Annotated in this window: 30 protein-coding genes; 22 read left to right on the top strand and 8 right to left on the bottom strand. The window is 55.3% G+C overall.

Annotated elements, in window-relative coordinates; all coding sequences use genetic code 11:
- Positions 1–202: 202 nt before the first annotated feature.
- Positions 203–1,225, top strand: coding sequence for a coiled-coil domain-containing protein (locus B9Y55_RS08815; RefSeq protein WP_085544991.1), 1,023 nt, complete (start codon positions 203–205; stop codon positions 1,223–1,225).
- Positions 1,226–1,337: 112 nt separating this feature from the next.
- Complete coding sequence (locus tag B9Y55_RS08810) at positions 1,338–2,072, top strand: YaaW family protein (protein ID WP_085544990.1); 735 nt, start codon at positions 1,338–1,340, stop codon at positions 2,070–2,072.
- Positions 2,073–2,131: 59 nt separating this feature from the next.
- On the opposite strand, the gene cas6 is transcribed toward B9Y55_RS08810, so the two are convergent.
- On the bottom strand, positions 2,132–2,926 hold the full coding sequence (cas6, locus tag B9Y55_RS08805) for a CRISPR system precrRNA processing endoribonuclease RAMP protein Cas6 (protein WP_085544989.1): 795 nt from the start codon (positions 2,924–2,926) through the stop codon (positions 2,132–2,134).
- 206 nt (positions 2,927–3,132) lie between these two features.
- On the opposite strand from cas6, the gene B9Y55_RS08800 reads away from it, so the two are divergent.
- From B9Y55_RS08800 to B9Y55_RS08760, 10 genes are all read left to right on the top strand, one after another.
- Positions 3,133–4,068: a hypothetical protein gene (locus B9Y55_RS08800; protein WP_085544988.1), complete on the top strand. Its 936-nt coding sequence runs from the start codon at positions 3,133–3,135 to the stop codon at positions 4,066–4,068.
- Entirely contained in the window at positions 4,068–4,649 is a 582-nt protein-coding gene (locus B9Y55_RS08795; protein WP_085544987.1) for a hypothetical protein, read from the top strand. Before B9Y55_RS08800 ends, B9Y55_RS08795 begins: the two co-directional genes overlap by 1 nt.
- Positions 4,650–4,730: 81 nt before the next feature.
- On the top strand, positions 4,731–5,165 hold the full coding sequence (locus B9Y55_RS08790) for a type II CBASS E2 protein (protein WP_085544986.1): 435 nt from the start codon (positions 4,731–4,733) through the stop codon (positions 5,163–5,165).
- A gap of 10 nt (positions 5,166–5,175) precedes the next feature.
- The gene (locus B9Y55_RS08785; RefSeq protein WP_085544985.1) at positions 5,176–5,877 is read left to right on the top strand and encodes a S1 domain-containing protein; all 702 of its coding nucleotides are present in this window, start codon (positions 5,176–5,178) and stop codon (positions 5,875–5,877) included.
- Between the two features lie 106 nt (positions 5,878–5,983).
- Positions 5,984–7,654, top strand: a complete 1,671-nt coding sequence (locus B9Y55_RS08780) for a ThiF family adenylyltransferase (RefSeq protein ID WP_085544984.1) — start codon at positions 5,984–5,986, stop codon at positions 7,652–7,654.
- Between the two features lie 20 nt (positions 7,655–7,674).
- A complete protein-coding gene (locus tag B9Y55_RS08775) occupies positions 7,675–7,956 on the top strand; it encodes a hypothetical protein (protein ID WP_085544983.1) in 282 nt (93 codons plus the stop codon).
- Between the two features lie 149 nt (positions 7,957–8,105).
- Positions 8,106–8,267, top strand: coding sequence for a hypothetical protein (locus tag B9Y55_RS13260; RefSeq protein WP_159448296.1), 162 nt, complete (start codon positions 8,106–8,108; stop codon positions 8,265–8,267).
- A gap of 6 nt (positions 8,268–8,273) precedes the next feature.
- Positions 8,274–8,987 (top strand): ribonuclease HI, encoded by a 714-nt coding sequence (locus B9Y55_RS08770; protein WP_085544982.1) that lies wholly within the window; start codon positions 8,274–8,276, stop codon positions 8,985–8,987.
- Between the two features lie 52 nt (positions 8,988–9,039).
- Positions 9,040–9,144 carry a type II toxin-antitoxin system HicA family toxin gene (locus tag B9Y55_RS08765; protein WP_085544981.1) on the top strand — a complete coding sequence of 35 codons (105 nt, stop codon included), beginning with the start codon at positions 9,040–9,042 and terminating at the stop codon, positions 9,142–9,144.
- Between the two features lie 25 nt (positions 9,145–9,169).
- Positions 9,170–9,514 carry a type II toxin-antitoxin system HicB family antitoxin gene (locus B9Y55_RS08760; RefSeq protein ID WP_143340886.1) on the top strand — a complete coding sequence of 115 codons (345 nt, stop codon included), beginning with the start codon at positions 9,170–9,172 and terminating at the stop codon, positions 9,512–9,514.
- Between the two features lie 58 nt (positions 9,515–9,572).
- Here the strand turns inward: B9Y55_RS08760 and B9Y55_RS08755 are convergent, their stop codons facing one another.
- Positions 9,573–10,349 carry an enoyl-CoA hydratase/isomerase family protein gene (locus tag B9Y55_RS08755; RefSeq protein WP_085544979.1) on the bottom strand — a complete coding sequence of 259 codons (777 nt, stop codon included), beginning with the start codon at positions 10,347–10,349 and terminating at the stop codon, positions 9,573–9,575.
- A 656-nt stretch (positions 10,350–11,005) separates the two neighbouring features.
- On the opposite strand from B9Y55_RS08755, the gene B9Y55_RS08750 reads away from it, so the two are divergent.
- The 9 genes from B9Y55_RS08750 to lpdA all read left to right on the top strand — a co-directional run bounded on the left by B9Y55_RS08750 (position 11,006) and on the right by lpdA (position 20,119).
- Positions 11,006–11,632 carry a GntR family transcriptional regulator gene (locus B9Y55_RS08750; protein ID WP_085544978.1) on the top strand — a complete coding sequence of 209 codons (627 nt, stop codon included), beginning with the start codon at positions 11,006–11,008 and terminating at the stop codon, positions 11,630–11,632.
- Between the two features lie 290 nt (positions 11,633–11,922).
- Complete coding sequence (locus B9Y55_RS08745; protein WP_085544977.1) at positions 11,923–12,927, top strand: thiamine pyrophosphate-dependent dehydrogenase E1 component subunit alpha; 1,005 nt, start codon at positions 11,923–11,925, stop codon at positions 12,925–12,927.
- Positions 12,928–12,942: 15 nt separating this feature from the next.
- Complete coding sequence (locus B9Y55_RS08740) at positions 12,943–13,926, top strand: alpha-ketoacid dehydrogenase subunit beta (protein WP_085544976.1); 984 nt, start codon at positions 12,943–12,945, stop codon at positions 13,924–13,926.
- A 3-nt stretch (positions 13,927–13,929) separates the two neighbouring features.
- The gene (locus tag B9Y55_RS08735; RefSeq protein ID WP_085544975.1) at positions 13,930–14,460 is read left to right on the top strand and encodes a PPC domain-containing DNA-binding protein; all 531 of its coding nucleotides are present in this window, start codon (positions 13,930–13,932) and stop codon (positions 14,458–14,460) included.
- A 41-nt stretch (positions 14,461–14,501) separates the two neighbouring features.
- On the top strand, positions 14,502–15,578 hold the full coding sequence (gene dctP / locus B9Y55_RS08730) for a TRAP transporter substrate-binding protein DctP (RefSeq protein WP_085544974.1): 1,077 nt from the start codon (positions 14,502–14,504) through the stop codon (positions 15,576–15,578).
- Between the two features lie 71 nt (positions 15,579–15,649).
- Positions 15,650–16,120, top strand: a complete 471-nt coding sequence (locus tag B9Y55_RS08725; protein ID WP_085544973.1) for a TRAP transporter small permease — start codon at positions 15,650–15,652, stop codon at positions 16,118–16,120.
- Positions 16,121–16,132: 12 nt separating this feature from the next.
- Positions 16,133–17,428 carry a TRAP transporter large permease gene (locus B9Y55_RS08720; protein WP_085544972.1) on the top strand — a complete coding sequence of 432 codons (1,296 nt, stop codon included), beginning with the start codon at positions 16,133–16,135 and terminating at the stop codon, positions 17,426–17,428.
- A 12-nt stretch (positions 17,429–17,440) separates the two neighbouring features.
- A complete protein-coding gene (locus B9Y55_RS08715; RefSeq protein WP_085544971.1) occupies positions 17,441–18,727 on the top strand; it encodes a dihydrolipoamide acetyltransferase family protein in 1,287 nt (428 codons plus the stop codon).
- Between the two features lie 12 nt (positions 18,728–18,739).
- Complete coding sequence (gene lpdA, locus B9Y55_RS08710) at positions 18,740–20,119, top strand: dihydrolipoyl dehydrogenase (RefSeq protein ID WP_085544970.1); 1,380 nt, start codon at positions 18,740–18,742, stop codon at positions 20,117–20,119.
- A gap of 77 nt (positions 20,120–20,196) precedes the next feature.
- On the opposite strand, the gene B9Y55_RS08705 is transcribed toward lpdA, so the two are convergent.
- A complete protein-coding gene (locus tag B9Y55_RS08705) occupies positions 20,197–20,568 on the bottom strand; it encodes an MliC family protein (protein ID WP_085544969.1) in 372 nt (123 codons plus the stop codon).
- Positions 20,569–20,837: 269 nt separating this feature from the next.
- The gene (locus tag B9Y55_RS08700) at positions 20,838–21,371 is read right to left on the bottom strand and encodes a GNAT family N-acetyltransferase (RefSeq protein ID WP_085544968.1); all 534 of its coding nucleotides are present in this window, start codon (positions 21,369–21,371) and stop codon (positions 20,838–20,840) included.
- 333 nt (positions 21,372–21,704) lie between these two features.
- Between B9Y55_RS08700 and chrA the strand changes: the two genes are divergently transcribed.
- Complete coding sequence (gene chrA, locus B9Y55_RS08695; protein WP_085544967.1) at positions 21,705–22,877, top strand: chromate efflux transporter; 1,173 nt, start codon at positions 21,705–21,707, stop codon at positions 22,875–22,877.
- 51 nt (positions 22,878–22,928) lie between these two features.
- Here chrA and B9Y55_RS08690 read toward each other — a convergent pair whose 3' ends face one another.
- The 4 genes from B9Y55_RS08690 to B9Y55_RS08675 form a co-directional block, all read right to left on the bottom strand.
- Positions 22,929–23,612 carry an epoxyqueuosine reductase gene (locus B9Y55_RS08690; RefSeq protein ID WP_085544966.1) on the bottom strand — a complete coding sequence of 228 codons (684 nt, stop codon included), beginning with the start codon at positions 23,610–23,612 and terminating at the stop codon, positions 22,929–22,931.
- Positions 23,613–23,717: 105 nt separating this feature from the next.
- Positions 23,718–24,338 carry a CatB-related O-acetyltransferase gene (locus B9Y55_RS13670; RefSeq protein ID WP_200806655.1) on the bottom strand — a complete coding sequence of 207 codons (621 nt, stop codon included), beginning with the start codon at positions 24,336–24,338 and terminating at the stop codon, positions 23,718–23,720.
- A gap of 89 nt (positions 24,339–24,427) precedes the next feature.
- Positions 24,428–25,240, bottom strand: a complete 813-nt coding sequence (locus B9Y55_RS08680) for an alpha/beta fold hydrolase (protein ID WP_085544965.1) — start codon at positions 25,238–25,240, stop codon at positions 24,428–24,430.
- Positions 25,240–26,235, bottom strand: coding sequence for a lipoate--protein ligase (locus B9Y55_RS08675; RefSeq protein WP_143340885.1), 996 nt, complete (start codon positions 26,233–26,235; stop codon positions 25,240–25,242). Before B9Y55_RS08675 ends, B9Y55_RS08680 begins: the two co-directional genes overlap by 1 nt.
- Positions 26,236–26,292 lie beyond the last annotated feature (57 nt).

The raw sequence follows: 26,292 nt of genomic DNA, 5'->3' as shown, positions 1-26,292 counted from the left end.
CTGCTCTAAGGCCCTTAAAGCCATAGCCGATATCCGCCAGAGGGCCACCAGGAACCGCTTTGGAAACAGCACCACCATAAGGTCCTACTGCGACATAGCCACCGCCATGGTCAAAGGAGAGGTGCTTTCGCAGGAGCAGGAAAAGAGCCTTCTGGGGCTTCGCTCCATGTTGGGATAGATTTTGATGAAGGAGAGGATCGTTATGAGCGTAGTCATGGACAGAGATGCAGTAAAAAGAAGGATTGATGGGCTGGTAAGGGCTAAGAGAAGGCGGCTTAGAGGGTCGTCCCAGTGGTCTACGGAGGTCTCCCTTATGGACGCTGTCTTTACTCGACCTTCAAGCAACTACGAGACCTTAGGGCTGATTTCCGGTTTATGCCTAGACGATACGAGAAAATCTCTTCGTCGCTGGAAGCTCAACGCCCCCGAACTCAGGCATGATCTGGTTAAGAGGATAGACGACTACGCCCTTTCTGTGGAACGGCTTATCTGTGACGACGAGGTCGAATCCTCCCTTTACGAGGGGGTCAGAAAGGTAGTTTTCGACAGGAACAAACCCTTTTATACCTCCGCCATGGTCCTTCGGAGGATGGCACAAAAGACGGCTAACCCCTTTCTGGAGGACGTCAAAGGGATAATCCCTCTGCTGGACTGGAAAAACGCCGAATCATTCCTGCGAACAGTGTTGGATATCATGGGAGAGGAGAGAGGCTTTCGCCCCCAAAGGGTTGCCAAGGCCAACGAGGATCCTCGAATCGCCGAGCTGGAGGTCAGGGTCTCGGACCTGACGTCCTCTCTAGAGATAACCCAGCAGCAGCTCGAGTCTTTGGAGGAGGAGCTTAAGTCGGTGAGAGAGGAGGCCGCCCAGGACGCCTCGGTGGACTTTTTCAGGGAGCTCAACGCCCCTACATGGGGAGGTTTGCTGGACCAGCTCTACGCCTCTGAGGGCAGAATCGCCAAGCTGAGGTCCGAGGGAGCGATACCTCAGGAGCTCGAGTCCACCGCCACGACGGTCAGGATGGTCGTTCGGTTCCTCAAGAAATCGGGGCTTAAGGAGATCGTCCCGGTAGGGACCAAACTTACTCTCTCCCTGAACGACATTGACGGCTATATCTACGAGGGATCCCAGTTCGGCGACGGAGAGGCCAAGGACGTTCTGGTTCAGTCCCCTGGCTGGTCCTACAGAGGCGAGGTGGTCTCCAGGCCTTCGGTTAAAGAGGCTTAGGAGCTCAAGGGAGGTGGCGAACTTCGCCATCTCCCCCTTTTTTGAGGGACTATGTCTCTATAAAGATAAATTACTTGCAAGCTACACATCAAAAACATAAGGAGGAGAGGCTATGAGTTACAGAAAAGACAGAGATTTAGAGTTTTTGAAGGAGATGCCTTCAAAGGACCTCGATGATTTAGTAAGGTGTCTTACACATGACGAAGATGGTGATACTCGAATGACAGAGACTTTGACCGTGTCAGAAGAATACAAAGCCCATTACCCGGACCACCATAAATACTGGGATAGAATCTCTGAAGAACTCCAGCTTTTCGGAGGCAATTCTCTCGCAAACCTATTACGATTCGGCAAAGGAGTTCCCTACAGGGAGATTTTAACCGATGTATGCGACAAGTTGAAAGTGAACTACAACAGCCAGTCCAAGATAGAAGTTATCGAGAACTGCCTTTTGATGAAGATTCTGGAAGATACCATCGATAATATGACTGAGCAAGAAAGGAAAGAATTTGCTAAACAGGCAGGTCTAAAAGGAATACATTCGTTCACTCCAGCTGCTATGACTTTGGCTTTTCAAGCTATTTTTAGAGCTGGGGGCTTTAAGGCTTACCAAGTAACACTAATAATAGTCAACTCAGTAATTAAGACTATAACAGGAAGAGGTTTATCTCTTGCCCTTAACGCCTCTCTAGTAAAGGTTTGCAGCAAGCTATTGGCAGGCCCAATAGGTTACGTTTTATCCAGCATATGGATACTTATCGACATCGCAGGACCAGCTTATCGGGTAACCATGCCTGCAACCTTTATTATTGCGGCCCTCCGCCAAAAACATCTTCAGGGAATTTAATTCTAAGCAAATGATTGCCTATGGGTTCTGGAGCAGTCGACCTCCAGAACCCATCTCCTTTACAACACCTCAACCTGGCCGAGTCCCTGGCCGGTCTTGTAGCCTACCCCTGCAAAGGCCCCAAAAGCACCTAGACAGTGGATCGCCTTCCGATCTACCAGGGAAAGGGGCTTTAGGTCGTAGCGACATCTCCCTACACACCCTTTGTGCATAGCTCCTCCCTTACCGTTAGCCACGACGCTTTTAAGGTCGTAACGGGAGATGTTTATCTGGGATAGCCTATCTTCAAGGCCGGACCAGCGATCGTCGTTGAAAAATCGCCTCCATCTCCACAGAAGGCTGGAAAAGACCAGCTCCGGCATAGGAAAGGGGATCTGCCTTCCCTGACTGTTAAACCCCGCAGGGGATCGGAAAGCTAGTGTTATATCTTTGGCCTCCGGCGCACCGGCAAACAGGGCTTCCGAGGATATGCTCATAGCCAGAGGGCTGCTGCCTGGGCCGAGAATCGAGTCCAAGACCATCTCAGGCTGATTGGCGATGGTTATGTCTCTAGGGGCGACGGTGTCCACAAAGCTCCTTTCCATCTCCGGCGTCAACAGCGACAGTCGAAAAAAAGCCCAATCTCCTGGCTTAAGGATTACTTTAGGAGAGGACCAGTCGATTGACAGGGAGGAACCATCCCCAGAGATCATGTCGCTGATGGCATAAGGCGGAGGGCCATCTGCGGTGTGGAAGTCGAACTCAAGGTCAGTTCCTTGGACCCAGCGACACAGGGCTGAGTAAACCATATATCCGTTTGACCTGGGCAGATGGGTCTCTTTGGTGCATCGATATTTAAAAATGAAGGATTTCATAGGACCTCCTGTGAAATATAAGGGATAAAAGACACCGTTAGATTATATATCAGGATGTATTTTCCCTCTAGGCGATATCTACACCGAGCCAAAAGTATCTATTGGAAAGCTAAAGTCTCTATAAAGACAAATACAAGGCAAGGACCTCCGGTAGACATTCTGCCGGAGGTCCTAGTTTTTCAACCAATAACATAGGAGGGATAAGGATGAAAAAGGCTCAGAACAAAGGTTACAGAGAGCAAAAGCGGAGTTCTTCCCGGTTGTCGATTATGGTATTTGCGACAGCACTTATAGTTGCGGCGATTTTGGCAAATGCCGACCTGAGGGGCAAGGTAATGGTCTCCTATTTGTCGTCACCGGAGGAGGTTATCCAGTATCGCTGGAACGAGAACACCGCTCTCCTTCGGAAGGCTCTACTGAAGGACGTGGACGACTTTACCTCGAACCTCAGTAGAACCATAGCTTCATCCGGCAGAATAGAGAACTTTGCCGACGATTATTACGGATTTTTCACCGGCATCTCCCTCATGGGGAGCTCTATGGCGGACCTGTTCTCATCCGGCAACCCCAGGACGGAGGCGAAGATGGAGAAGATGGTCAAAGAGCATCTTCTTTTCGACCTGGATATCCAGCTTAACGAGCTAGGGGAGAACCTTGAGGCCACCGCAGGGCTCTACGAGGATCGCTGGCTGAGGGCGGTAAGAAAGGATTTAGCCGGGCAGCTCAGTCAGGCTGAGCAGGACCATCTCATAAGGAAATTTAGGTTTCAGACGATATCCCAGACCCCATCGATGGTCTCAGCAGGAGGGCAGTTATTGGCCTGGAATCTGCCGGAGGTAATCGTGGCAGGGGTTATGGGTGGATCCTTCGCCTCGGGACTGTCGAAAGGAGTAATCGCCGGGCCAGGCTCTCGACTGATCGCAGGAGCGGTGTCTAAGGGCGTGTCCTCTACATTAACTAAAGTAATGTCGGGAATCATAGTAGGAATAGTGATAGACATGATCATACAGAAGATAGTTCGCATGAGCACCGAGGACGGTCTGAAAGTATCGGTTGGAAACGCCATGGACAGCTTTATAGAGGAGCTTCGCCTTGACCTCACGAGGTCTATCGACAGAACACTTAAGGGGGTGCAACGATAATGTGCAAGACTATAAAGACGGTGCTGTTCGTAGCTATTGTAGCCCTTACTGCCCTGAACTCCGCTCCCTGTCAGGCATTTCCAGGGTCCACTGTATTGACCAAGGCGTTTAGCAAGTTTGGGGATGATATTGTAAAGGGGGCCAAAAAGTACGGCGATGACGCTATCGGAATTGGAATAAAGGCATCGAAACCTGTCGCCAAGGTCGCGGTAGAGCAACTTGGAAGGAGCGGTCGGGTAGTTCTTAAAAGGGCCCAAAAGGCGGGTATATCAGGAGCTAAGCTCGATGAGATAGCCCGGTTTCTGGGCAAGACAGGAGAGGCAGGGGTCCAGTTTGTGGAAAAACACTGGAAGGCCATAGTCGGAGGAACGGGAGTTTACGCACTGTGGGAGAACGAGCAGTATCGCAGGTCTCAGGGCAAAAGCGGGATCATCGATACTACGGTTACCAGGGTAAACGACTTTACCTACTGGCTATTCTGGTTAGCCATAGCTACCAGCGGCCTGGCGGCGGGAACCTTTATAGTCCGCTGGCTCCTCCCTGTATGGAGGGCAACTGCAAGTATCCTGAAAAGTAAATAATAAACAAGAGAAGGGCTCTGGAGATCAATCCAGAGCCCTTCTCTTGCAAGACAAACCTAAACCCTTAAGGAGGTAACTCTCATGACTTACTGGTATCAGACCCCCAATCTCAAAAACCGCCTCTCCAAAGAAAGCGGCGTTATGGCCAAGAAACACCCTCAGTTTAAGCTCATGGAGGGCGATAGTCAGCTGGACTTCGCCAAGAAGGGCAGTCTGTTCTGGGCGGGAAAGCTCAGGACCAACTTCGGAAACGTTTTTAACGTCGCCGTGGTCTATCCCGAGAACTATCCCTATGGGGAGATAAAGGCTTTTGTTATGGAGTTTATGAAGGAGAAGAACTCCAAGCACATGTACATGGACGGCCATCTCTGTCTGTACTCAAACACCCACGACGGAGGCAAAAGCCAGGGAGTCGGAATGGAGACCACCGCTCCGACCATAGTGGCCTGGACGGCGGCCTGGCTCAACGCCTGGGAGGTTTACAGCAGAACAGGTAGATGGCCGGGAAGAGAGTAGGAGGAATAGCATGGCCTTCAACGATTTTATGAATAGCTTTAGGCGGAAGGATCCCTCTCCACGGTCAACCGGAGAGGGGGTCTACGAGGTGATCAACAGTGAAGGGGAGATCTACGTCGTGGACACCAACGACAAAGGCTGTAAGTTCAGAGGTCCGGCCTGGAAGAACGTTCTCTCCTCCGCCGCCGACGAGTCTCTGTATATCCCCGCCGAAGCCTTCTATCGGAAAAGAAGCCAAGGAGGCGACTTTGCGGGATACGAGGTTCACTTCGGCCAGGACGTAAAGGGCTTTATGCCCAGGAGCAGAAGCGGGTACTACTACGACGAGAACAGAGACGCCACAGGCAAAAGGCTATCGGTCAGGGTTCTCCAATTCTATCCCCAGGGACCCAAGGCCGGGAACGTGGTGGTGGAGATGGCACAGCTTCACGGTAAAAACGGCGTAAAGGTGGAAAAGATAAACAGGGGCTCCTCCCTATGGGGGCTAGCGGTGGACTACAGAGAGGAGGGCTATCTGATCCTTGAGCTTCCGAACAGGCATTTCGGCCTAGCCAACATCAGCGAGGCACTCTGGATCACCAGGAGATCGGCGAAAGAGGCGCTAACCGGTCGGTTTTACCACGTCACGTTGGGACAGCCTATCAGCAATAATCCCCTTCCGGGCCCAACCTATCAGGTCAACATAACCAACGTCCAGGAAGATCGTCTTTAGGTATTGAGATAAGGGGGTCAGGGAAATAAGCCTGGCTCCCTCTCTATATCTCTATAAAAATAAATATATTACAAGGTAGACGCTAAAATCGAAGGAGGTAAAGGATATGAGCATATCGGTTCAGTTCGATCCTAAGGCTTGGAAAAAGATCCTCAGGGAGGCCTCGAGGGAGGACGATCTGGAGACAGGAGGGATCCTCATAGGGCACATAGACGTCGACGAGGAAGGTACGACCGTCACGGTTCACAGAAGCTGCATCAAGCCCATAAGGCGAGAGAGGGCCTGTTACAGCCCGGACATGGCTTACGCCAGAGAGAGAGTCGACTACTACGGCAGGGAGAAAGGCTGGATATATCTGGGAGAGTGGCACAGACACCCAGGATCGCTCAACACCCTGAGCGAGATCGACAGGAGAACCGCCAGGGAGATACTGGAGGAGGAGGACCATCAGCTACTGGTTCTGCCCATAGTCACCAGAGCGGGAAGCAAGGTTCAGATAGATCTGTACGTGGCGACCCTTGAGGAGGGCAACCTGAAAATCTCCCATCTCTGGACCGCCAGGGAGGACGAGAAAAATACCGAGGAGGCATCGGGAATGACCAAGCTATACGTAGACGAAAACTGGGTTCGCGAGTTTGTCCACAGCAACGCCATGACCGCCGTTTACAGAGGCCGGTGGAACAAAGACGAGAGTTTTGTCTTTCTTCCTCTGCCGGGAGATCAGAACGGACTCATCAAGTTCATCCGTGGAGTGGAGTCTATACCGGTTCCCGCCCATCCCAACCAGGTTACCGCCGTTCTGTTCGACTCGGGGGATATCCGCTTCTACGGCATAGAGGAGGGAGAGGTCGCAGAGCTTAGCCCCACCTACGTCGACCCGGAGGAGGACGTCTACAGCAGGAACCTCGGGCTTTTGGAGACCATCGAGCTTAGGGATAAGGCCGTGATGATGGTGGGCTGTGGGAGCTTGGGATCGGCGATGGCGATGGAGCTGGCTCGAGCGGGAGTGGGAACCATCTATCTCATGGACCCGGATATCCTGGAGCCTCACAACCTGTCCAGACATCAGTGCGGACTCAAGGATCTGGGAAGGCTCAAAGTCGATGCCTTAAAGGACAGAGTGATGGAGATCTGCCCTTCTCTGAACGTCTTGGCCTGCCCTCTGGACGTAGTGGAGGATCAAAGGTCGATGGAGACGACCATGGACATAGCCAAAGACTGCGATCTCCTCATATGCACCACCGACACCGATTCCTCCAGAGCCTTCGTTAACGACATGACCATTCAGCTCGGCAAGCCCTCCCTTCAGGTGGGACTTCACGAAAGGGCTCATTCGGGCATCGTCCAGGTGATCAGGCCCAAAGAGGGCGCCTGCTTTATGTGTCATAGGAGGACAACCCTCGACCAGGGAGCTCAGAGAAACGAGGCCTTCGCCTACAGCGACGCGGACAGCGTAAGGGACGTGACCATCCAGCCAGGGCTCTCCGCTCAGATCGGCGTCGTGGCGGAGGTAGGAACGGTAAGGGCCATAGACATCCTGTGCCGCGACGACGACGAGGATCAAGATCAAAAGAGCCTTCCCCCACTCACGGTAGTCTACGTCAGTCGGTCCGACGAGGAGGGGCTAGGCAGGCCTCAGCTCCGGTTCGCCCACTACGACCTTGAGGCAGTGGACGACTGTCCCGCCTGCGGTAACGACGACCTTCCCCTCAACCTGGACGACTATCTTCAGGAAGACACCGAGCAGGAAATCAACATCGGACTGGCTCAAGATTAGAGCAGAAAGGAGATAAAGACATGAGATTCCCCTATGACAACAGAGGTTACGGCGGTAAAAAGGACAACGGCGGCAGGTCCCAGGGCTACAGGGTAGACGACGAGCTTTCTGGCTTCGACTTCGGCTCAGGACAGATGAAGGAGGCCGATATCCTCAGACAGACCGAGAGCATGCTTGAGAGCCACGACGACACGGTCTGGGCGGTTATCACCAGAGACGGAAGGATACTCCCCAAGAACAAGGCCTTTCAGCAGGGGGAGAACAACCCCTCGGAGCTCTGCAAAACCAGAATCTGGGGCTGAGGAACGACTAGGGCTGAGGTGTGCATTATGCATCTCAGCCCCTTGCTATGGCTTCATCTTTATCGCTAAATGTATCTAAGAGAATAAATATAAGGCAAGAGACCTCTGCTGGGGCCTCTATTTTCATATTTAAAAAGGAGGAAAATGACATGTCATTAGCAATAATTAAGCTCATATTCAAGATAATACAGCTCATACTGGAAGAGGGACTTAGTATATCCCAGGCCTGTTTCATGTGCTCCGAGCAGGCATCAAAGCTAGGCCTGGATACGGCAGAGACAGAAAAGCTAGTTAGAGACAGATTGGAGTGAGTCGCCATGATCCACATAAGCTGCGACGGATCCTTTAAGGACGGCATGGGAGGTATGGCGGTGATAGCCCCATCGGGCTTCCCTCCCTCCAAGGACATAAAGGTTTTCCCGATTCAAAAGACTGGGCAGGAGGCTCACGTAGCCTCCTGCCGCTGCTCGTCGGCAAACGAGGCAGAGACCATGGCGATGGCTATGGCGGTGGAGCTGGCCTCCACCATACTGACCAGCCATCCCGATGAAAAGGTTGAAATATCCACCGACAGCCTTATCACCCTCCACGGAGTTCTTCACGACCAGGAAGGGGTCAGAGGCAGGGATGTCATTCAGGACATGATCGACCGCCACAGGGGCAAAATCATGATCAGCAAGGTGAAGGCCCATAGAGGCAACAAGGACAACGAGCTTGCGGACCTGTGGAGCAAGAAGGCCAGAAGAGAGGCGGAGAGAGGAAATAGATACGACAACAGGAACAGGGCCTCCAGAGTACCGTCCCAGTCGGATAAAAACACGTTGAGACGGACGGAAAAGCTACTCGAAAACAGCGGCAGCGACATCGTGGCGGTGATAACCAAAGAGGGCTTTATCATGCCCCTAAACGACGCTCTCAAAGGAGGAGATCCCTTCCCCACGGAGCTGTATAAGGGGCATAGGGTTTGGGGAAGTCGCTCCTTTCATACCGTGAAGAAACCCCGCACAGTACGTATCGAGAATCCCCTTTAAGCCCATAAAGCAGGGGCAGGGCTCCTTACAAATACTTTCAACACATATTATAATGAGCCAAAAAAGAAAAAAAGGAAAGGTTACAGTCAAGCACCCAGACAAAGACGTCCCAGCCCCTACGGCAAGGTCGATATGGAGGCAGGCAGGGCTTATGTAGGACCTGCGGAAAGGAGATGAAAAACATGAGCAGATCGGACAGATACCGCTACCCTGCGATACTGGGATACGACGTTCCTACAGGGCGATACTACGTTCTTTGGCCCGACCTTCCCGGTTGCACCACGACTGCCGATACGGAAGACCAGGCCCTAGGGAACGCCCAAGAGGCCATGTCCCTACATCTGTGGGGCATGGAGGACGATGGAGACCCTATACCACCGCCAACCCCTATTCAGCATCTAAATCTGAGCGAGTACGAGGAAGACGGAAATAAGTTCGTGGTTATACTCGTGGAGATATGGATGCCTTCTTTCCGGGAGCGAATGGCAACCAAACAGAGAAAAGAACAGGTAAATGCCTCGGCGTAAAAGGAGCCTAAAATAGCAAGAGCCGTCCGATGGGGACGGCTCTTGACCTTTTCCTCTCCTACCTCCCCCGCCAGACAGGCTCCCTCTTTCCTAAAAAAGCCTCCAGACCTTCCTTTGCGTCCTCCGTCGCCGCTAGGGCGGCGAACCTCTCCCCTGCTGCCTCTATGGCTCGCTCCAGAGTAAGGCCCTCCATCTGTTGTAATCCCCTTTTGCCGGTTTTCAGGGCGAGGGGGCTCTTTTTTGCCAGCTTTGCCGCGAAATCCATGGTCGCCTCCTCCAGTTTCTCCAGGGGAACCACCTGACTGGCTATGCCAAGCCTCAGGGCCTCCTCAGCCGGTATGAAGTCTCCGGTCAGGACGTATTGGAGGGCCCGTTTTGGGCCTATCCAGCGGGAAAGCTGGTAGCCCGGCTCCAGGCATATGAGCCCCACGTTTATGGCGGTTGTGCCGAAGACGGCGTTTTCCGCCGCGACTATGAAGTCGCAGGCCAGGGCCAGCCCAGCTCCGTTCGCCAGGGTGTAGCCCTGAACGGAGGCGATAACCGGCTTGGACATGGCAAACAGGACGTTGTTGTGTCGGTCCATCAGCCGCAAAAACTCCCGAATCTCGTGCTTTTCTTTCGACAGGAACTCCTTCAGGTCGATGCCTGTGGAGAAGTGCTTTCCCGCTCCGCCTAGGACGACAACGACGACCTCTGGGTTCGACTCCATGGCCTCCAGGGCATCGGAGAGGTCCCTTGCCAACTCGCTTGAGAAGGTGTTCATCGACTCAGGCCTGTTGAGGGTAATCCTGCCTATGCCCTCCCTAATTTCCGTGACAACCGCTTTGCGCTCCATTTAGATCACCCTTCCATGCTCAAGGATTTCCCCCTATGAATATGGGCTGCCCCAGTATAGACACATACCTGCCATCAAGTCCACAGAGGGCGGCAAATTACCGCAAAAGTGGGCCTCTTTAGCAAACCACACCCATCCTTCAGTTCACATTCCCCTCAAAAAACCGCTTTACACAGATGAAACGCTCCAGGGTTGTATTTTTTGACCTTGCCTGATTATTCCAGCTCAGTGACTTGTACATAAAAAAACAAACAGGTTGTATTTTAACGTTCAAGTATACTGCATAAACGGCTAAAAACTTTTGATTTTCAAGTTTAAAGTCCGTATAGTTAGGTAGGCCCAGGTGACGTACAACTTGTATGTAAGTGGAATACATACAGGGAACCTTTAAAAACGCTGATCCTCGGAGAGATCGTTCCGACGAAGCCCCTTCGAGCCCGTATTTTCGATATGCCGTCGTGTAGTCGAATGGGGCGACAGGACGTCGCCCCAAGCCGAGGGGGCACAGGACGTGCCCTCCGAGGCGGTTCGTACGAAACAGGCAGATCGAAAATACGTTCGGGTGAGACAGGGCGCAGACGGAACGATCTCTCCGAGGGAACTACAACTTGAGTTTTTAGAGAGGCCCTACACTGAAGGGCATCGGAGGGGTTGCTTTGAGGAGCAGGAAGAAGGATCAGGCATATCAGGCCATCAAGAGGATGATCCTGTCCAAGGAGATCACCGAGGATCACTGTCTGTCGGAGAACAGTCTGGCCCAGATGCTCGATATGAGCCGCACTCCCGTGAGGGAGGCCCTTTTGAAGCTCCAGTCCGAGGGCTTCATCACGGTGATACCGAACAGAGGGGCGGTCATAAACACCGTTTCGGTGGTGGAGGCCAGGGAGATCTACGACATGAGGATGGCAATAGAGGAGTTCGTCGTCCGAAACCTGGCGGACAAGCTGACCGAGGACCATTTCAGGACTCTGGATAGGCTTATCGCCGAGCAGGGGAGGGCCTGCGCCGCCGGAGATCTTGATCAGTATCTCAAGGCGGACAGCCGTTTTCACGACTTTTTTCTCCAGCTCTACGGCAACAGGGCCATTCTGGAGGCCATCCTACAGGTCAGGCAGAGATTTCACACCGTAGGGGTGTCGGTTTTGACCACCCAGAAGGACATCGAGACGTCCTTGGATTATCACAAGGAAATCGTCCAGGCACTAAAGGACGAGGACGTGGAGAGGGCGGTCCGCACCACCCACGACCACCTCAAGTTCGGAAAGACCAATCTTCTCAAGTGAGCCTCTAAAAACGCTGGTCCTCGGAGAGATCGTTCCGACGAAGCCCCTTCGAGCCCGTATTTTTGATATGCCGTCGTGTAGTGCGAATGGGGCGACAGGACGTCGCCCCAAGCCGAGGGGGCACAGGACGTGCCCTCCGAGGCGGTTCGTACGAAACAGGCAGATCGAGTATACGCTTGGGCGAGACAGGGCGCAGGCGGGACGGTCTCTCCGAGGAAACGCAACGTTGAATTTTTAGAGATATCCATAAAAGCGAGTGGGGTAAACACAACAGGAGGAGGGTTCAGCGTATGTGTGCAAAAGCTATTCGTAAAGAACCGCTTGTCCCGGTCACTGCCTATGATCGGGACCTTTTGGTGGAGCTCTACAGAAAGATGGTGTCCATCCGTCTGTTCGAGCAGAAGGTGGAGCATCATTTTCTGGCGGGAGACATACCGGGATTCGTCCATCTCTACATAGGTGAGGAGGGAATAGCCACCGGGGTCATGGCCAACATGACCAAGGAGGACTATATCGAGAGCACCCACCGAGGTCACGGCCACACAGTGGCGAAAGGTGCCGACTTGAACCGCATGATGGCGGAGATCTTCGGCAAAAGGACGGGATGCTGCAAGGGCAAGGGAGGCTCTATGCATATAGCGGACTTCAGCGTGGGAATGCTGGGGGCCAACGGCATAGTCGGAGGGGGCTATACCCTGGCGGTCGGCGCAGGTCTGGCGTCCAAGCTGAGGGGCGACGACCGAGTCTCGACGGTGTTCTTCGGCGATGGGGCCTCCAACAGGGGAACCTTCCACGAGGCCCTGAACATGGCGGCGGTTTGGAACCTGCCGGTGCTTTTCGTCTGCGAGAACAACCAGTGGGCCTCCACCACCCCAACCCACACGGTCAACTCGGTGGAGAACGTGGCGGACCGGGCCCAGGGATACGGCGTGCCGGGCTATATAGTGGACGGAAACGACGTTTTCGCCGTGTACGAGGCGGCTAAAGAGATAATCCAGTCGATCCGGTCCGGCGGCGGTCCTGTCCTCCTGGAGTGCAAGACCTATCGGATCAAGGGGCACTTCGTGGGAGACCCTGAGAAATACAGGACCAAAGAAGAGGTCCAGAATATGCAGGAGACCAACGATCCTATCACCCGCTTCGAGGCCAAGGTCACCGAGGCGGGGGTAATGACGGATCAGGAGCTGGAGGAGATCCACCGCCAGGTGGAGGCGGCCATAGAGGACGCGGTGCGGTTCGCCCTCGAGAGTCCCGAGCCCGATCCGTCGGAGCTCTACGAAGACCTTTACGTGTAGTCAGGAGGAAGAATTATGGCTGAGACTAAAAATATAACCTTCTCTCAGGCGACCCTTGAGGCGATGCAGGAGGAGATGGCCAGGGACGACAGGGTTTTCGTCATGGGCGAGGACATCGCCAGACAGGGCGGAATCTTCGGTCAGTTCAGAGGGCTTCCCGACTCCTTCGGGACCGAGAGGATCAGGGATACACCTATCACCGAGACCGCCATCATAGGGGCGGCGGTGGGAGCGGCCCTCGCCGGTATGAGGCCAATAGCGGATATGCACTTCGCCGACTTTATGATGGTCTGCGGCGACGAGATATACAACCAGATGGCAAAAGTTCACTATATGTTCGGAGGCCAAAAAACCGTTCCTATGGTGCTCAGAGCCCCTGATGGCCTTATAAACCAGGCGGCGGCCCAGCATTCCCAGAGCCTGGAGGCGATTTTTCAACATATCCCAGGGCTGAAGGTGGTGGCCCCGTCAAATCCGGCGGACGCCAAAGGGCTTCTGAAGTCGGCCATAAGGGACGATAATCCGGTGATCTACTTCGAGCACAAGGCCCTGTTCAACACAAAAGGGGACGTGCCCACCGACGATTACCTCACCCCAATAGGGAAGGCAAAGGTGGTCAGTGAGGGATCCGACGTCACTATGGTGTCCTATTCCAACTGTCTCCAGACGGTGGCTAAGCCGGTGGTGAATATGGCTTCTAAAGAGGGTATCTCCATAGAGCTGGTGGACCTCAGGACCATCTCTCCGATAGACAAAGACACTATTCTCGAATCGGTGGCGAAGACCAGCAGGCTGGTCATAGTCCACGAGGCGGTAAAGCAGGGAGGGGTCGGAGGGGAGATCTCCGCCATAGTCGCAGAGGAGGCCATAGACCTTCTGGACGCCCCTATCCTCCGGTTCGGAGCGCCCTTCACCCCCGTGGCCTTCGCCAGGCCTCTGGAGCAGGAGTACCGTCTGAAGCCCCAGGCAATCCTGGAGGCGATCAGGAAGATGCTCTAGGCCATGGCGGCCTTTCAGTCGGTGGTCCCAGAGGTGACGGTGAAGATCGTCGCCAGGCTAACCCCTGGGACCGACCTTTTCGAGGGAATCAGAGAGATCTGTCGTCACCACGAGGTGGAGTGCGGAGCGATAGACACCGCCTTAGGAAGCCTGACCTCCGCCACGGTAGTCTGCATATCCCCCGACGAGTCGTCCCCCTCCGGGGCGTCCTACCGGGAGCCCCTTAACGTAAAAGGGCCTCTTGAGCTGGTCTCGGCCTGCGGGACCATCGGTACGGAAGGCGAGTCGGGAGAGCTGTCAATCCACCTCCACGGGACGGTGGCGTTGGACGAAGCAAAGGCCTATTTCGGCCATTTCGTCGACGACGGACGCAACAGGGTCTTGGCCACGGTGGAGATAGTTATAACCAAATTTATCGGAATGAGGTGGATCCGAGGTCTCGACGAGGAGACCGGATTTCCCCTCTTTAAACCGGAGCCCCACAATCGATCGGGAGAGGGTGGAGGTGATCGATCACGGTTAAAACGCGCTTAGGGTGCAACTCAGGGCTTCTTATATCGCAAGGAGGGAATGAAATGAAGAAAAAGGTTTCTGCGGTTCTGCTGACTGTCATGATACTCTGCATCGCCCTTCCGGGATTTGCTTCCTACAAGAGCGAGTACAAAATGAGCGTAGTCCCAGGCGCCGTCACCCCTTGGGGGATGGGCGCTGGCTACTTCGCCGAGCTGGTCAACGAGAGGACCGAGGGAAGGGTCAACGTCAAGGTTTACTACTCGGGACAGCTTTTCGCCGGCAAACAGACCTCCGAGTTCCTTCTGCTCAGGAACGGAGCCATCGACTTTTCGCTGGCGTCGACGATCAACTGGTCTCCCCAGGTAAACGAGCTGAACCTTCCTGCTCTGCCTTTCTTCGTGGCCTCGGACGTGGATAAAAGGTACGCCGCCATGGACGCCATAGAGGAGGGCAAGTCGGGCAAGATGATGATCGACGCGGTGGAGAGTAAGGGCGTCAAGTTCCTGGCCTGGGGCGAGAACGGTTTCAGAGAGCTCACCAACAGCGTCAGGGCCGTCGCCACCGTGGCCGACATGAAGGACCTCAAGCTCAGGGTCGTCGGAAGCCCTATATATATCGACACCTTCAAGGCCCTTGGAGCCAACCCGATCAACATGAACTGGTCCGAGGCGACGACGGGATTCCAGCAGGGACTCGTCGACGGCCAGGAGAACCCTCTGGTCGGTATATGCATCCCGGTTAAAATCTGGGACTACCACAAGTACCTCACCAACTGGCACTACGTCATAGATCCCCTCCTCCTTGCGGTCAACCCCAAGGTGTGGAGTAGCTTCGACGAGAAGGACCAGGCCATCATAGCCCAGTGTGCCATAGACGCCATGAAGTATGAAAAGGCAATCTCCCGCATAGGCCTCGACGACGGAAGCTCTCTGGCCTACCTCGAGAGCATCGGCAAGGCCCCTGAGGTCAAAGACCCAATTCTGTTCTGCGAGGAAAACGGCATGACCGTCACCGACCTCACTCCCGAGAGCGTTCAGGCGTTTAAGGACGCCACTGCGTCGGTGAGAGAGGAATGGACCAAAAAGATCGGTCCCAAGCTAGTAGCTGCCGCCGAGGAGGATATGGCTTCGGTACAGTAACAAAACCTATAGGGAGAGAGGGGGATACTCTCCCCTCCCTCTCTCCCTTGATACGAAAGGGGTGGCGGTTTATGTTTTCCAAGTTTCTGGATCACTTCGAGGAGATATTGGGGTCTCTGTTAGTAGCTGTGATGGTGACCATATCCTTCGTAAACGTGATAACTAGATATTTCATAAAGATGTCTCTGTCCTGGTCCGAGGAGATAACGGTCAACCTGTTCGTATGGGTGGTCCTCCTGGGCACATCGGTGGCGTTCAAAAAGGGGTCCCATTTGGGCATGGAGTTCGTCTACGAGAGGCTTCCCGTTAAGTGCAAAAAGGTCCTTTTCATCCTGTCCAGCGCCCTGTCCATAGGGTTTTTCGTGGTTCTGGCCTGGCTTGGGACTTTAGAGGTCATAGACGAGATGGACCTGTCGGTCATAACCGAGTCGCTGGCCATACCGGTCTGGTATTACACCATAGCTGTCCCGGTCTTTTCACTGCTGATAATCGTCAGGATAGTGCAAAACACCGTTCAGGTCCTTAGGGACAAATCCTACTGAGGAGGTATCACGATGAATTTTTCCGATCCTGCACTCTGGACGATGATACTCTTCGTCGTGCCTCTTCTGGTAAATGTGCCTATAGCCATAGCCCTGGGAGGAGCCGCGGTGGCGGTGGTCCACTTCTGGGACATGGGACTTCCTATGGTCTCCTACAACTTTTTCGCCGGAATAGCCAAGTTCCCTCTGCTGGCCATACCTTTTTTCATAATGGCCGGGGTCATCATGGAGAAGGCGGGCATAGCGGAGCGGATCATCGTCCTGATGAAGAAGATGGTCGGCAACATGACCGGTGGCCTTGCGATAGCCACCGTCGGGGTCGCCACCTTCTGGGGGGCGGTCAGTGGCTCAGGTCCTGCAACAGTGGCGGCACTGGGGCTCATCCTCATACCTGGGATGGCAAACGCCGGATACGATAAGCCTTTCGCTGCGGCGACGGTTTCGGTTGCGTCGGGGCTTGCCATAGTCATACCGCCAAGCATCGCCTTTATAGTCTACGGAGGCGTCGCCAACGTCTCCATACCGGCGCTCTTCGCAGCGGGCTTCATTCCCGGAGCAGTCGTGGCGCTGTTCATGATGGGAGCGGTATATCTGGTGTCCCGTAAAAAGGGCTACGGAGGTGGAGAGCCAGCGAAGCCAGGGGAGATATTCACCGCCTTCAAACGGGCTTTCTGGGGGATCCTGGCGCCGGTCATAATACTTGGGGGAATCTACGGTGGAATATTCACCCCCACCGAGGCCGCAGCTGTGGCGGTTTTCTACGGCCTTTTCGTGGGCGTTTTCGTCTACAGGCAGATAAATTCCTTCTCGATAATTTACGAGATACTGTCGTCCACGGTGGTCGCCACGTCGGTGGTCATGATAGTGGTCACCTGTGCCGGTCTGTTCTCCTGGGTCGGAGCGACGGTGGGGCTCATAGAGAAGGGCGCAGGGGTGCTCCTAAGCATATCCCAGTCCCAGTGGGTCATACTGCTCATGATAAACGTCATATTGCTTCTGGCCGGGATGGTGCTGGACGCCATTTCCATATACTACGTCTTTTTGCCAATACTGCTCCCGATAATGGCCCATTTCGGATGGGATCCCATCTGGTTCGGGGTCATGATGACCATAAACCTCGCCATAGGTCAGGTCACCCCTCCTGTGGCGGTGAACCTCTACGTCGGAGCGAACATAAGCGGACTGACCATAGAGGACATAAGCCGTCCCGCCCTGCCGCTGATCTTTGCGGCAATAGTGGCCCTGGCGGTGATAGTCCTCTTCCCCCAGCTGTCGACCTGGTTACCCTACACGCTGGGACTTAAATAGGAGGTGTGAGTTTTGTCCACGACACTTACGATGCCCAAGCTCGGTCTGACAATGACCGAGGGTACCGTCTCAAAGTGGCTTAAAAAAGAAGGTGACGCCGTAACCTCAGGGGAGGCGCTGTTCGTCGTCTCCACCGACAAGATAACCTACGAGGTTACCGCGGAGAGAGAGGGAGTCCTCTTAAAGGTATACGTCGAGGAAAACGGCTCGGTCCCGGTGGGAGCTCCGGTCGCGGTTATCGGCGAGCAGGGAGAGGCGGTGGAGGACTCTCAGCCGGTCTCGGGCGACGCCCCTGTTCCAGTAGAGGAATCGAAAGAGGTGCAGATCGAGGCCGAAAGACCTGCGACGGCGGTATCCTCCGGCAAGGTCAAGGCGACCCCTAAAGCCAGAAAGACCGCCAAAGAAAAGGGAATAGACCTGAGTACGGTGGTCGGATCGGGGCCTGACGGACGGATAAAGAACAGAGACGTCCTCGCCGCCGGGCCAAAGTCCTCCCCTGTCGCCGCCAAGATGGCTAAAGACCTTGGGGTGGACCTCGGCTCCATAGACCGAGACGGACGGATAATGAAGTCCGACGTCCTGAGGGCCTCCGCCGGAAGGGCACAGGAGGACTCGGTGGTCCCCATGACAGCCATGAGGAAGATCATAGCCCAGAGGATGTTGGAGAGCACCCAGACCATACCGACTGTTACCTACGAGATGGACCTGGACTGCTCCGCCATGATAGACCTTAGGGAAAAGGCCAAGCCGTCGGCGGCTAAGGCGGGGGTCAAGATCACCTACAACGACATAATCATGATGGCCTGCGCCAAGGTCCTCGTGGAACAGCCTATGTGCAACAGCTCAGTCGATATGGAGGGACAGAGGTATATCCTCCACTCCTCGGTGAACATCGGCCTGGCTGTGGCGGTGGAGGGCGGGCTTTTAGTGCCCAACGTCAAAGATGTCCAGGATAAATCGCTGCTGGAGATAGCCTCCTCGACCGACGAGCTGGTCCAGCGTTCCAGGGAAAACAGCCTTCTCCCTCAGGACATGGAGGGTGGCACCTTCACCATATCCAACTTGGGCATGTTCGGCATGAGGAGCTTCACCCCAATAGTAAACCCGCCTGAGTCGTGCATCCTGGCGGTGAACGCCATGGAGGACAGGGCGGTGGTGGTGGACGGTCAGGTGGTTGTGAAAACCATGACCACCCTCTGTCTGACCGCCGACCATAGATCGGTGGACGGCGCTGACGGCGCAAAATTCCTCGCCAGGCTCAAGGAGCTTTTGGAGTCTCCTGTGCTTTTGCTGCTCTAGGAGGCCAGGCACATGACTAAAGTAGCGGTAATAGGAGGAGGCCCAGGGGGCTACGTCTGCGCAGTCCGACTGGCCCAGCTGGGGGCATCGGTCACACTGATAGAGCGAGAAAGGCTGGGAGGAACCTGCCTGAACTGGGGCTGTATCCCCACTAAGGTGCTGGTCCACACCGCGGAGCTGTACCACGAGACGAAAAACTGCTCCGACCTCGGCCTGGACGTGAAGGATCCCTCCATAAACTGGCCCAACCTTATGGCAAGAAAGAACGGCGTCGTGGATCAGCTGGTCGGAGGGGTTCAGGGGCTCATGGTCGCCAACGGCGTGGAGGTCCTGGAGGGAGAGGCTTCCTTCTCCTCCCCTAGGTCCCTTCAGGTCGGAGGACGTACCGTCGAGTTCGACGCCGCGGTTATCGCAACGGGCTCCGAGACGGTCATACCTCCCATCCCAGGGGTGGACCTGCCGGAGGTGGTCACCAGCAAAGAGGCCCTGTCCTTCCCGTCCATACCTCAGTCCCTGACGGTGGTTGGCGGTGGGGTCATAGGGATGGAGTTCGCCTGCCTCTACGCCAATATGGGGACAGAGGTGTCGGTGGTGGAGATGCTGGACTCGGTCCTTCCCCCTATAGACAGGGAGATATCCGCCATAGCAAGAGGCAGGATGGAAGCGATGGGGGTCAAATTCTACACCTCCGCCAAGGTCACAGCCTTTAAAAAGGGAGACCATGGGGTGACCACGTCGGTCGAAACCGGCGAGGGAACCGTATATCTTGACTCCCAGTGGGTCCTGATGTCGGTAGGCCGAAGGGCAAACACCGGATCGTTGGCCCTGGAGAAGGCGGGAGTCGATCACGACAGGGGAAAGATCGCGGTGGATAGGCACATGGCGACGTCGGTACCTGGCATATACGCCATAGGCGACTGCTGTAGCCCTATACAGCTGGCCCACGTGGCATCCGCCGAGGGAGAGGTCGCGGCGGAGAATATCATGGGACATTCAAGGTCGATGGACTACAAGACCGTCCCAAGCGGAGTCTATACGATACCGGAGATAGGATCGGTGGGGCTGACGGAGGAGGAGGCAAAGAGGCGGGGACATTCGGTGAAGATAGGCCGATTCCCGCTGTCCTCCAACGGAAAAAGCCTCATCATGAAGGGATACGACGGGCTGGTCAAGTTCGTCGTGGACGGTAAATACGACGAGATACTAGGGGTCCACATAATAGGACCCAGGGCGACGGACCTCATAGTTGAGGGAGCTCTGGCCCTCAGGCTGGAGGCCACAACGGAGGAGATAATCACCACCATCCACGGCCACCCCACCGTAGGGGAGGCCCTGGCGGAGGCCGCCATGGACTGCGACGGCCGGGCCATCCACAGACCGCCGAGAAAATAGAGGCAGAACCGGGAACCGCACTTCCTGCATTCCCGTAAAGAAGCTCCCTCACCACAACGGCGAGGGAGCTTTCTGTGCTATTCGCTGACTCGGCAGTCGCTGTAGAGGGGCTTCCAGTCTCCCTGGTCGTCTCGCTTCTCAACGTAGGCCTCGTCTCCCTTGATCCACCAGCTAAGCTCGAAGTCGTCGGTGTACCTAGCTCCTGAGGCGGACATTACCTGAGGCAGGGTGTACTCCTTGCCGTCGGGGAAGGTGACCTTTACGAAGTTAAGGCTTTCGTCGGACAGTGAGTAGTAGCGAGCCACCAGACGGTCGCCGTTGTCGCAGGAGTAGACCACCGGCTCCCCTCCGGTCACCGAAAGGACCTTATCCTCAGCGAAGGACACTCCCCCGATGGCCAACATGGCGCAAAACACCGCAATCACAAAACCAAACTTTCTAAAGCTCATATCACAACCACCTCTCTAGGTAATCTGTAAAAAACTCAACTTCGAGTCCCCTCGGAGAGCCCGTTCCGCCTGCGCCCTGTTTCGCCCGGGCGTATACTCGACCTGCCTGTTTCGTACGAACCGCCTCGGAGGGCACGTCCTGTGCCCCCTCGGCTTGGGGCGACGTCCTGTCGCCCCATTCGTACTACACTACGGCAGGTCGAGTATACGGGCTCAAATGGGCTTCGTCGGAACGGTCTCTCCGAGGACCAGAGTTTTAGATATCCCCTCTAGTTATCGTTGAAGTCCGACCGAGTCATCTCCATATAGACCTTGTCGTGTCTTCTGCCCTCCCTTAGGACCGCTTCCCTTCTGACGCCGAAGGTCTTAAAGCCTATTCTCTCGTAGCACCTTATCGCCCTACCGTTGAAGGACACCACCTCAAGCATTATGTTATTGAGGTTTAAAACGTCGAAGCCGTACTTGACCAACAAAGACAGGGCCTCCCCTCCGTACCCTCTGCCCCAATAGTCCTTGTTGCCTATGAATATGCCCACCTCGGCGGTCTGGTTGAGGTGGTTCAGGTTCATAAAACCGCATATCCCCAGGAGGGAGTCGGTCTCAAGGTCGACGATACAGTAGTTGTGCTCCCGAGACAGCCGGTCCAGGGCCTCCCTCTCAGCCTGGAGAGGATAGCACGACGGAGCCTCGGCCAGGTATTTTGTCACGTCGTAGTCACTCATCCAGCCGGTGAAGGCAGGGGCGTCGTCCAGGTCTATGGTGGACAGATAACATTTTTTCCCGATCATTTTCTTAAAGTACAACCTAAGTCACTCCCATCTGGGGGGATTTTTGAGCTTCACCGATATCTTCACCATAAAGCCATCGTAGCCCCTCACCGACATTTCGTCCAGCACCACGTCCTCGAAGAAAAGTTCCCCTATCTGGAGTCCTCTCTCGCGTACCTAAGCCAGCAGCCTCTCGTACGCCTCGCCTATGGAGAGATAGCCAGAGCAGTGATAGGCCACCAGGTAAGGGCCTCCCAATAGGTCGGACATAGCTTTTCTTTTGGTCTCCAATCGTCTATCCTCTGGGAGGATCCCCTCCAACCGGTCCGTTTTCGGCCCCTTATCGCAGCCAAAGAGAGGAGAGCGTGGATGAAAAAAACTGAGTGGAGCGTTTTCTTAAAGGATGTATTAATATGTTCATTAGGAGCCTATGGAGGTCCTGAAGCCCATTACGGCGTTTTTACAGATCAGATGGTTACCAAGAAAAGATACCTCACCGAGGAAGAGCTGGTGGAGCTAATAGCGCTGACGGGCATTTTACCTGGACCGAGCAGCACCCAGACCATCGTAGCCATCGGGCATAAAGTTGGAGGCCCATGGCTGGCCCTACTGACAATGTTGGTCTGGGCGTTGCCGGTCCTTACACTTATGACCTTGCTATCTTTTTTAAGCCAGTTCATGGGAAGCATGAACATATCCAAAGACGGCCTGAGGTATATAGGGCCAATGGCGGTAGGGTTCGTCCTATTAGCTGCATACAAAATAGGGCTCAAAGTGGTGACGGATCGATTTACGCTGTCCCTTTCCCTGTTGGGAGCGACGGCAACGTACTTTATCCGAGAGCCCTGGATTTACCCCCTGGTCCTGATCGCAGGGGGAGCGGCGACGGTGATAGCGTCGAAGGAGAGGGATCTTTGGAACCACGTGAAGATAAGCCCACCGTGGCGGTATCTGGTCGCTTTCGGATTTTTCGCCGTCGGAAGCCTCTTGCTGGCCTTTATATGGGACAACCCCATCGCCCGACTCTTCGAGAGCTTTTATCGCTATGGGTATCTGGTAATCGGTGGCGGTCAGGTCGTGGTACCTCTTATGTACAGCGAGCTGGTTGAGGTGAACCACTACATGACCAACCAGGAATTTTTAACCGGGTTCGGACTCGTCCAGGGTCTGCCTGGGCCGATGTTCAGCTTCAGCGCTTACGCCGGAGGAATGGCGGCTAGAGGTGGCGGCACTGTCACTCAAGTTCTAGGGGCGATGGCTGGAGGAATAGCCATATTTTTACCGGGGCTACTGTTGATCTACTTCGTGTACCCTACGTGGGAAAGCCTGAAAAAGATAAAGGCGATAAAGATATCGTTAAAAGGCATTGTCGCCGTCGCTGGTGGTCTTGTCACAGTAGCGGCGATCATCCTCATCCAGCGGAATGGATTGGAGCTAGGCAACCTTTTTGCCATGGTGATCACATTGTCCCTATTGCTGACGAAAAAGGTTCCCGCCCCGCTTATCGTCCTGGCCTTCCTGATAGCGGGCTTCGCCCTATAGCCACGGTTGCCGAGATAAAGCAGGTGGGGCCAACTTTACCCAGGCCGTCCATCAACGGGAATGGAGGTATTTTTTTGTCCACGGACAGGCCTGTATGCAGATTCCGCAGATGGCGTGCTTCAGCTCTCTTTCCTCCATGAACAGACGTAACTGGCCCCAACAGGATCGGATGTCCACCAGGTCCTCCCTGGCCATACCGGGGGACCATAGAGTCTCCCCTGGGGCGGCGACGGGGCAGGCCTTGCGACAAAGGGTGCAGCTACCGCAGAGAGAGCTGGCCTGAGGGACGTCGGCCTGAAGAGGGGCATCGGTAAAAACCGTCCCAAGCCGAACGGCAGAGCCGTACTCTTTCGTCACCAAGAGGGCGTTTTTTCCGATCCAGCCGAGCCCCGACATAGTAGCGGCGGTCTTGTGGGGGAAGGCAGCGGCCAGCTTTTCCCTGTCAAAGTTAGGCGAGGACGCTGGCTCCACGACGGCGGCGTAGCCCTCGCCCTGAATCCAGCACGTGATTTCCCCAAGTACCTGATCTATCTTGGCGTTAACCGACAGATATTCGGCCTGATATTCGATATGAGGACCCTGCCCAACGGAGGAGACTATATCTCGGTTCAAAGCTACGGCGACTGAGATGGCTCTATCAAAGGGGACCTCAAGAGATGACACATCGGCTATGCCCACCAGATTCGCCCCGAGAGCCAGGGCTCTGTCCTTGAGTTTCATCGCAGTGATACCCATCCTACAGCACCTCCCTTAGAGACTGACATTACACGTTTGCGCGTGTCTGGCAACACATCCCATAACTACGTCGTGCTTCGGCGACAAAATAGGATCCACTATGCCCTATCGGCACCGCTTCAGGCCCCCAACCGATGGCGACGATAGGACTTTTACGTTTCTGGTGATCTTCTCCGGCGGCCAGTCCCACCACCTCACCTTCAGGAGCATCTCTATCGTCAGGTCGTCGAACCGTTTTTTTATCTCCGACGCCGGGTTTCCTCCCACCACCGTGTAGGGGGGGACGTCTTTTGTTACCACCGCCCCGGCCCCTATGACCGCTCCGTCCCCTATCGTTACGCCCCCTAGGACGGTAGCCCGAAAGCCGATCCAGACGTCGTTTCCTATCGTTATGTCTCCCTTTAGAACCGGTCTGAAGGGCGCTGGCTCCCAGCCGCTTCCCATGAGGCCAAAGGGGTAGGTGCTCACGTTGTCTATGGGGTGGTTTCCACCGCTCATGACGAACACCGTCTCCGCACCGATGGAGCAGAACTTGCCGATTATCAGCTTTTCCTGAGCCGAGTGGATTACGTTTTTCTCGAACTCCAGGGGCCTGTCCCCTCGGATGTCGTCGTAGTAGGTGTAGTCTCCGACGATTATGTTGGGGCTTTTGACCACGTTTTTCAGGAACACCAGCTGGGAGTACCGCCTTCTGGGGTGAACCTTATCGGGATCGGGACCCTTCATCACAGGGGTGGCGGCCCTGAAGGTCCGTCTGTTTCTGTGTCTCCTGGCCTTTTCGATCATTTCCCTTCGCTCTTGGTCCATGTCCAAGATCAGGCCCCTAAAAAACCCGCCGCCATCTGGGCCAGCTCTTTGGGATACTGGTAGATCAGGCCGTGCCCTCCGTCGGCAAAGGAGTCGTATCCTCCGTTAGGTATCAGCTCGGCGGTCTTCCTTGACAGCTCCGGCGGTATGACGTGGTCCATCTCTCCAGCTATGACCAAGGTCCTGGCGTTTATCCTGCCCAACCTTGAGGTACACCCCTCCCAGGAGGCTATGGCCTCCACCTGGGCCGCAATTCCATCGGCGCACCGGGAGTAGACCGTCATAGGCCGGGAGACGAAGGCCTGGGCAAAGCCGGGATGTTCTTGGAGCCAGGTCGTGGGGAACAGCATTTTAAGGGCGACCTCGGTCCTGCCCTGATCCGACAGGGAGGTGTCCATCAGCTCGGCGAAGGCCTCTTTTCTGGCGGCCAGGGCAGCCCGGTGGTCCGAGCAGGTTCCGTACAGGACCAGCCGTCTCAGGAGGTCGGGCCTCTCAAGGGCCAGCTCCTGGGCGATGTAGCCCCCCATGGACCAACCTAGGACGTGGGCGGAGGGATAGCCAAGGCGATCCAGGAGGGCCGCTGCGTCCAGGGCGAACCGGGAGATAGAGGGGGATTCGGTCCCCAAGGAGCTCTCTCCGACACCCCGGTTGTCGAAGGCTATGACCTTAAAGCTTTTCGCAAGGTGGGAGAGAAAGGGGAAGCCCCAGTAGTCCATGGTCCCACCGAAGCCCATTATCAAAAGGAGCGGCTCGCCCTGCCCCGCCACGGCGTAGGCCAGTGTGACGTCGTCTACGTCGATGGTCCTGAAGCTGGGGGCCATCAGCTCATCACCAGATCTATAAGGTCCTCCCTGGAGATCCCCATAAGGTGACGCTCCACGTCCAGGCCCTGAAGGGCGGAGGCAACCGATTCTCGGTCGAACTTGACCGATCTCAGGGCCTCCTCAAGGCCCGAGGGATCTTGGACGCTGAAGAAGTCTCCCCTTATGGCGGCGTCGGAGATGATGCCATCGTTTACGTCAAGGTAGACCTGGACCTTGCCCTTCTCAAAGCGACGCTCCGAGGTCAGGGAGAAGGGCGGGGAACTTCCCCACACCCAGTCCCAGGTGGCGTATTTGGACTCCCTCATGGCGGAGATGGCCCTTTCCTCATCGTCGTTTAAGGCCCTTGGTGTCTGGCCGAAGGGAGCGGCGAAGTGGGCCATCAGGCCCTCTATAAAGCTGTCCATTGTCATAGGACTCGGAAGATGGGGGGACACGTTGGTGACCCGGCTCCTGACCGACGCCACTCCCTTGGACTTGAACTTCTCAGGGTCCACCGACAGGGAGGCCGCCACGTCCTCAAGACAGGTGTCGAACAGTATGGTTCCGTGGTGGAGCATGGTGTCTTTGCTGATGTGTTGCGCGTTGCCGGAGAATTTCTTGCCCTCTATGGTTAGGTCGTTTCTACCGGTTAGCTCCGCCTTTACCCCCAGTTCCTCCAGGTAGTCCAGGAGAGGCCTGGTGTAGAGGGCGAAGTCCAGTCCCTTGGAATCACGGTCGCCCACCGGGAGGATAAAGGTGTAGTTGAGGTTGCCCAGGTCGTGGTAGACCGCCCCGCCTCCGGTGGTCCGTCTGACCACCGAGACGCCCTTTTCACGCAGGAAGGGCTCGTTTATCTCCCCTGCGGCGTTTTGGAACCGGCCCACCACCACCGTGGGGGCGTTTCTCCATAAGAGTATGTAGCCCTCACCGGTTCGGGAGGACCGATCGAAGAGGACTTCTTCCATAGCTAAGTTGAAAAAGGGGTCGTTGCCCCGATGTATTATGCAGTTCATGTTCAAGAGAACACCTCCGTGTTTTTTATGGCCTGTACAGGATTATATGGTATCATG

Origin of the sequence: Dethiosulfovibrio salsuginis (genome assembly GCF_900177735.1) — a bacterium.
Classification (GTDB): Bacteria; Synergistota; Synergistia; order Synergistales; family Dethiosulfovibrionaceae; genus Dethiosulfovibrio; species Dethiosulfovibrio salsuginis.
Note: the sequence above shows the minus strand (reverse complement) of the source record. Positions and strands in the feature narration are given on the sequence as shown.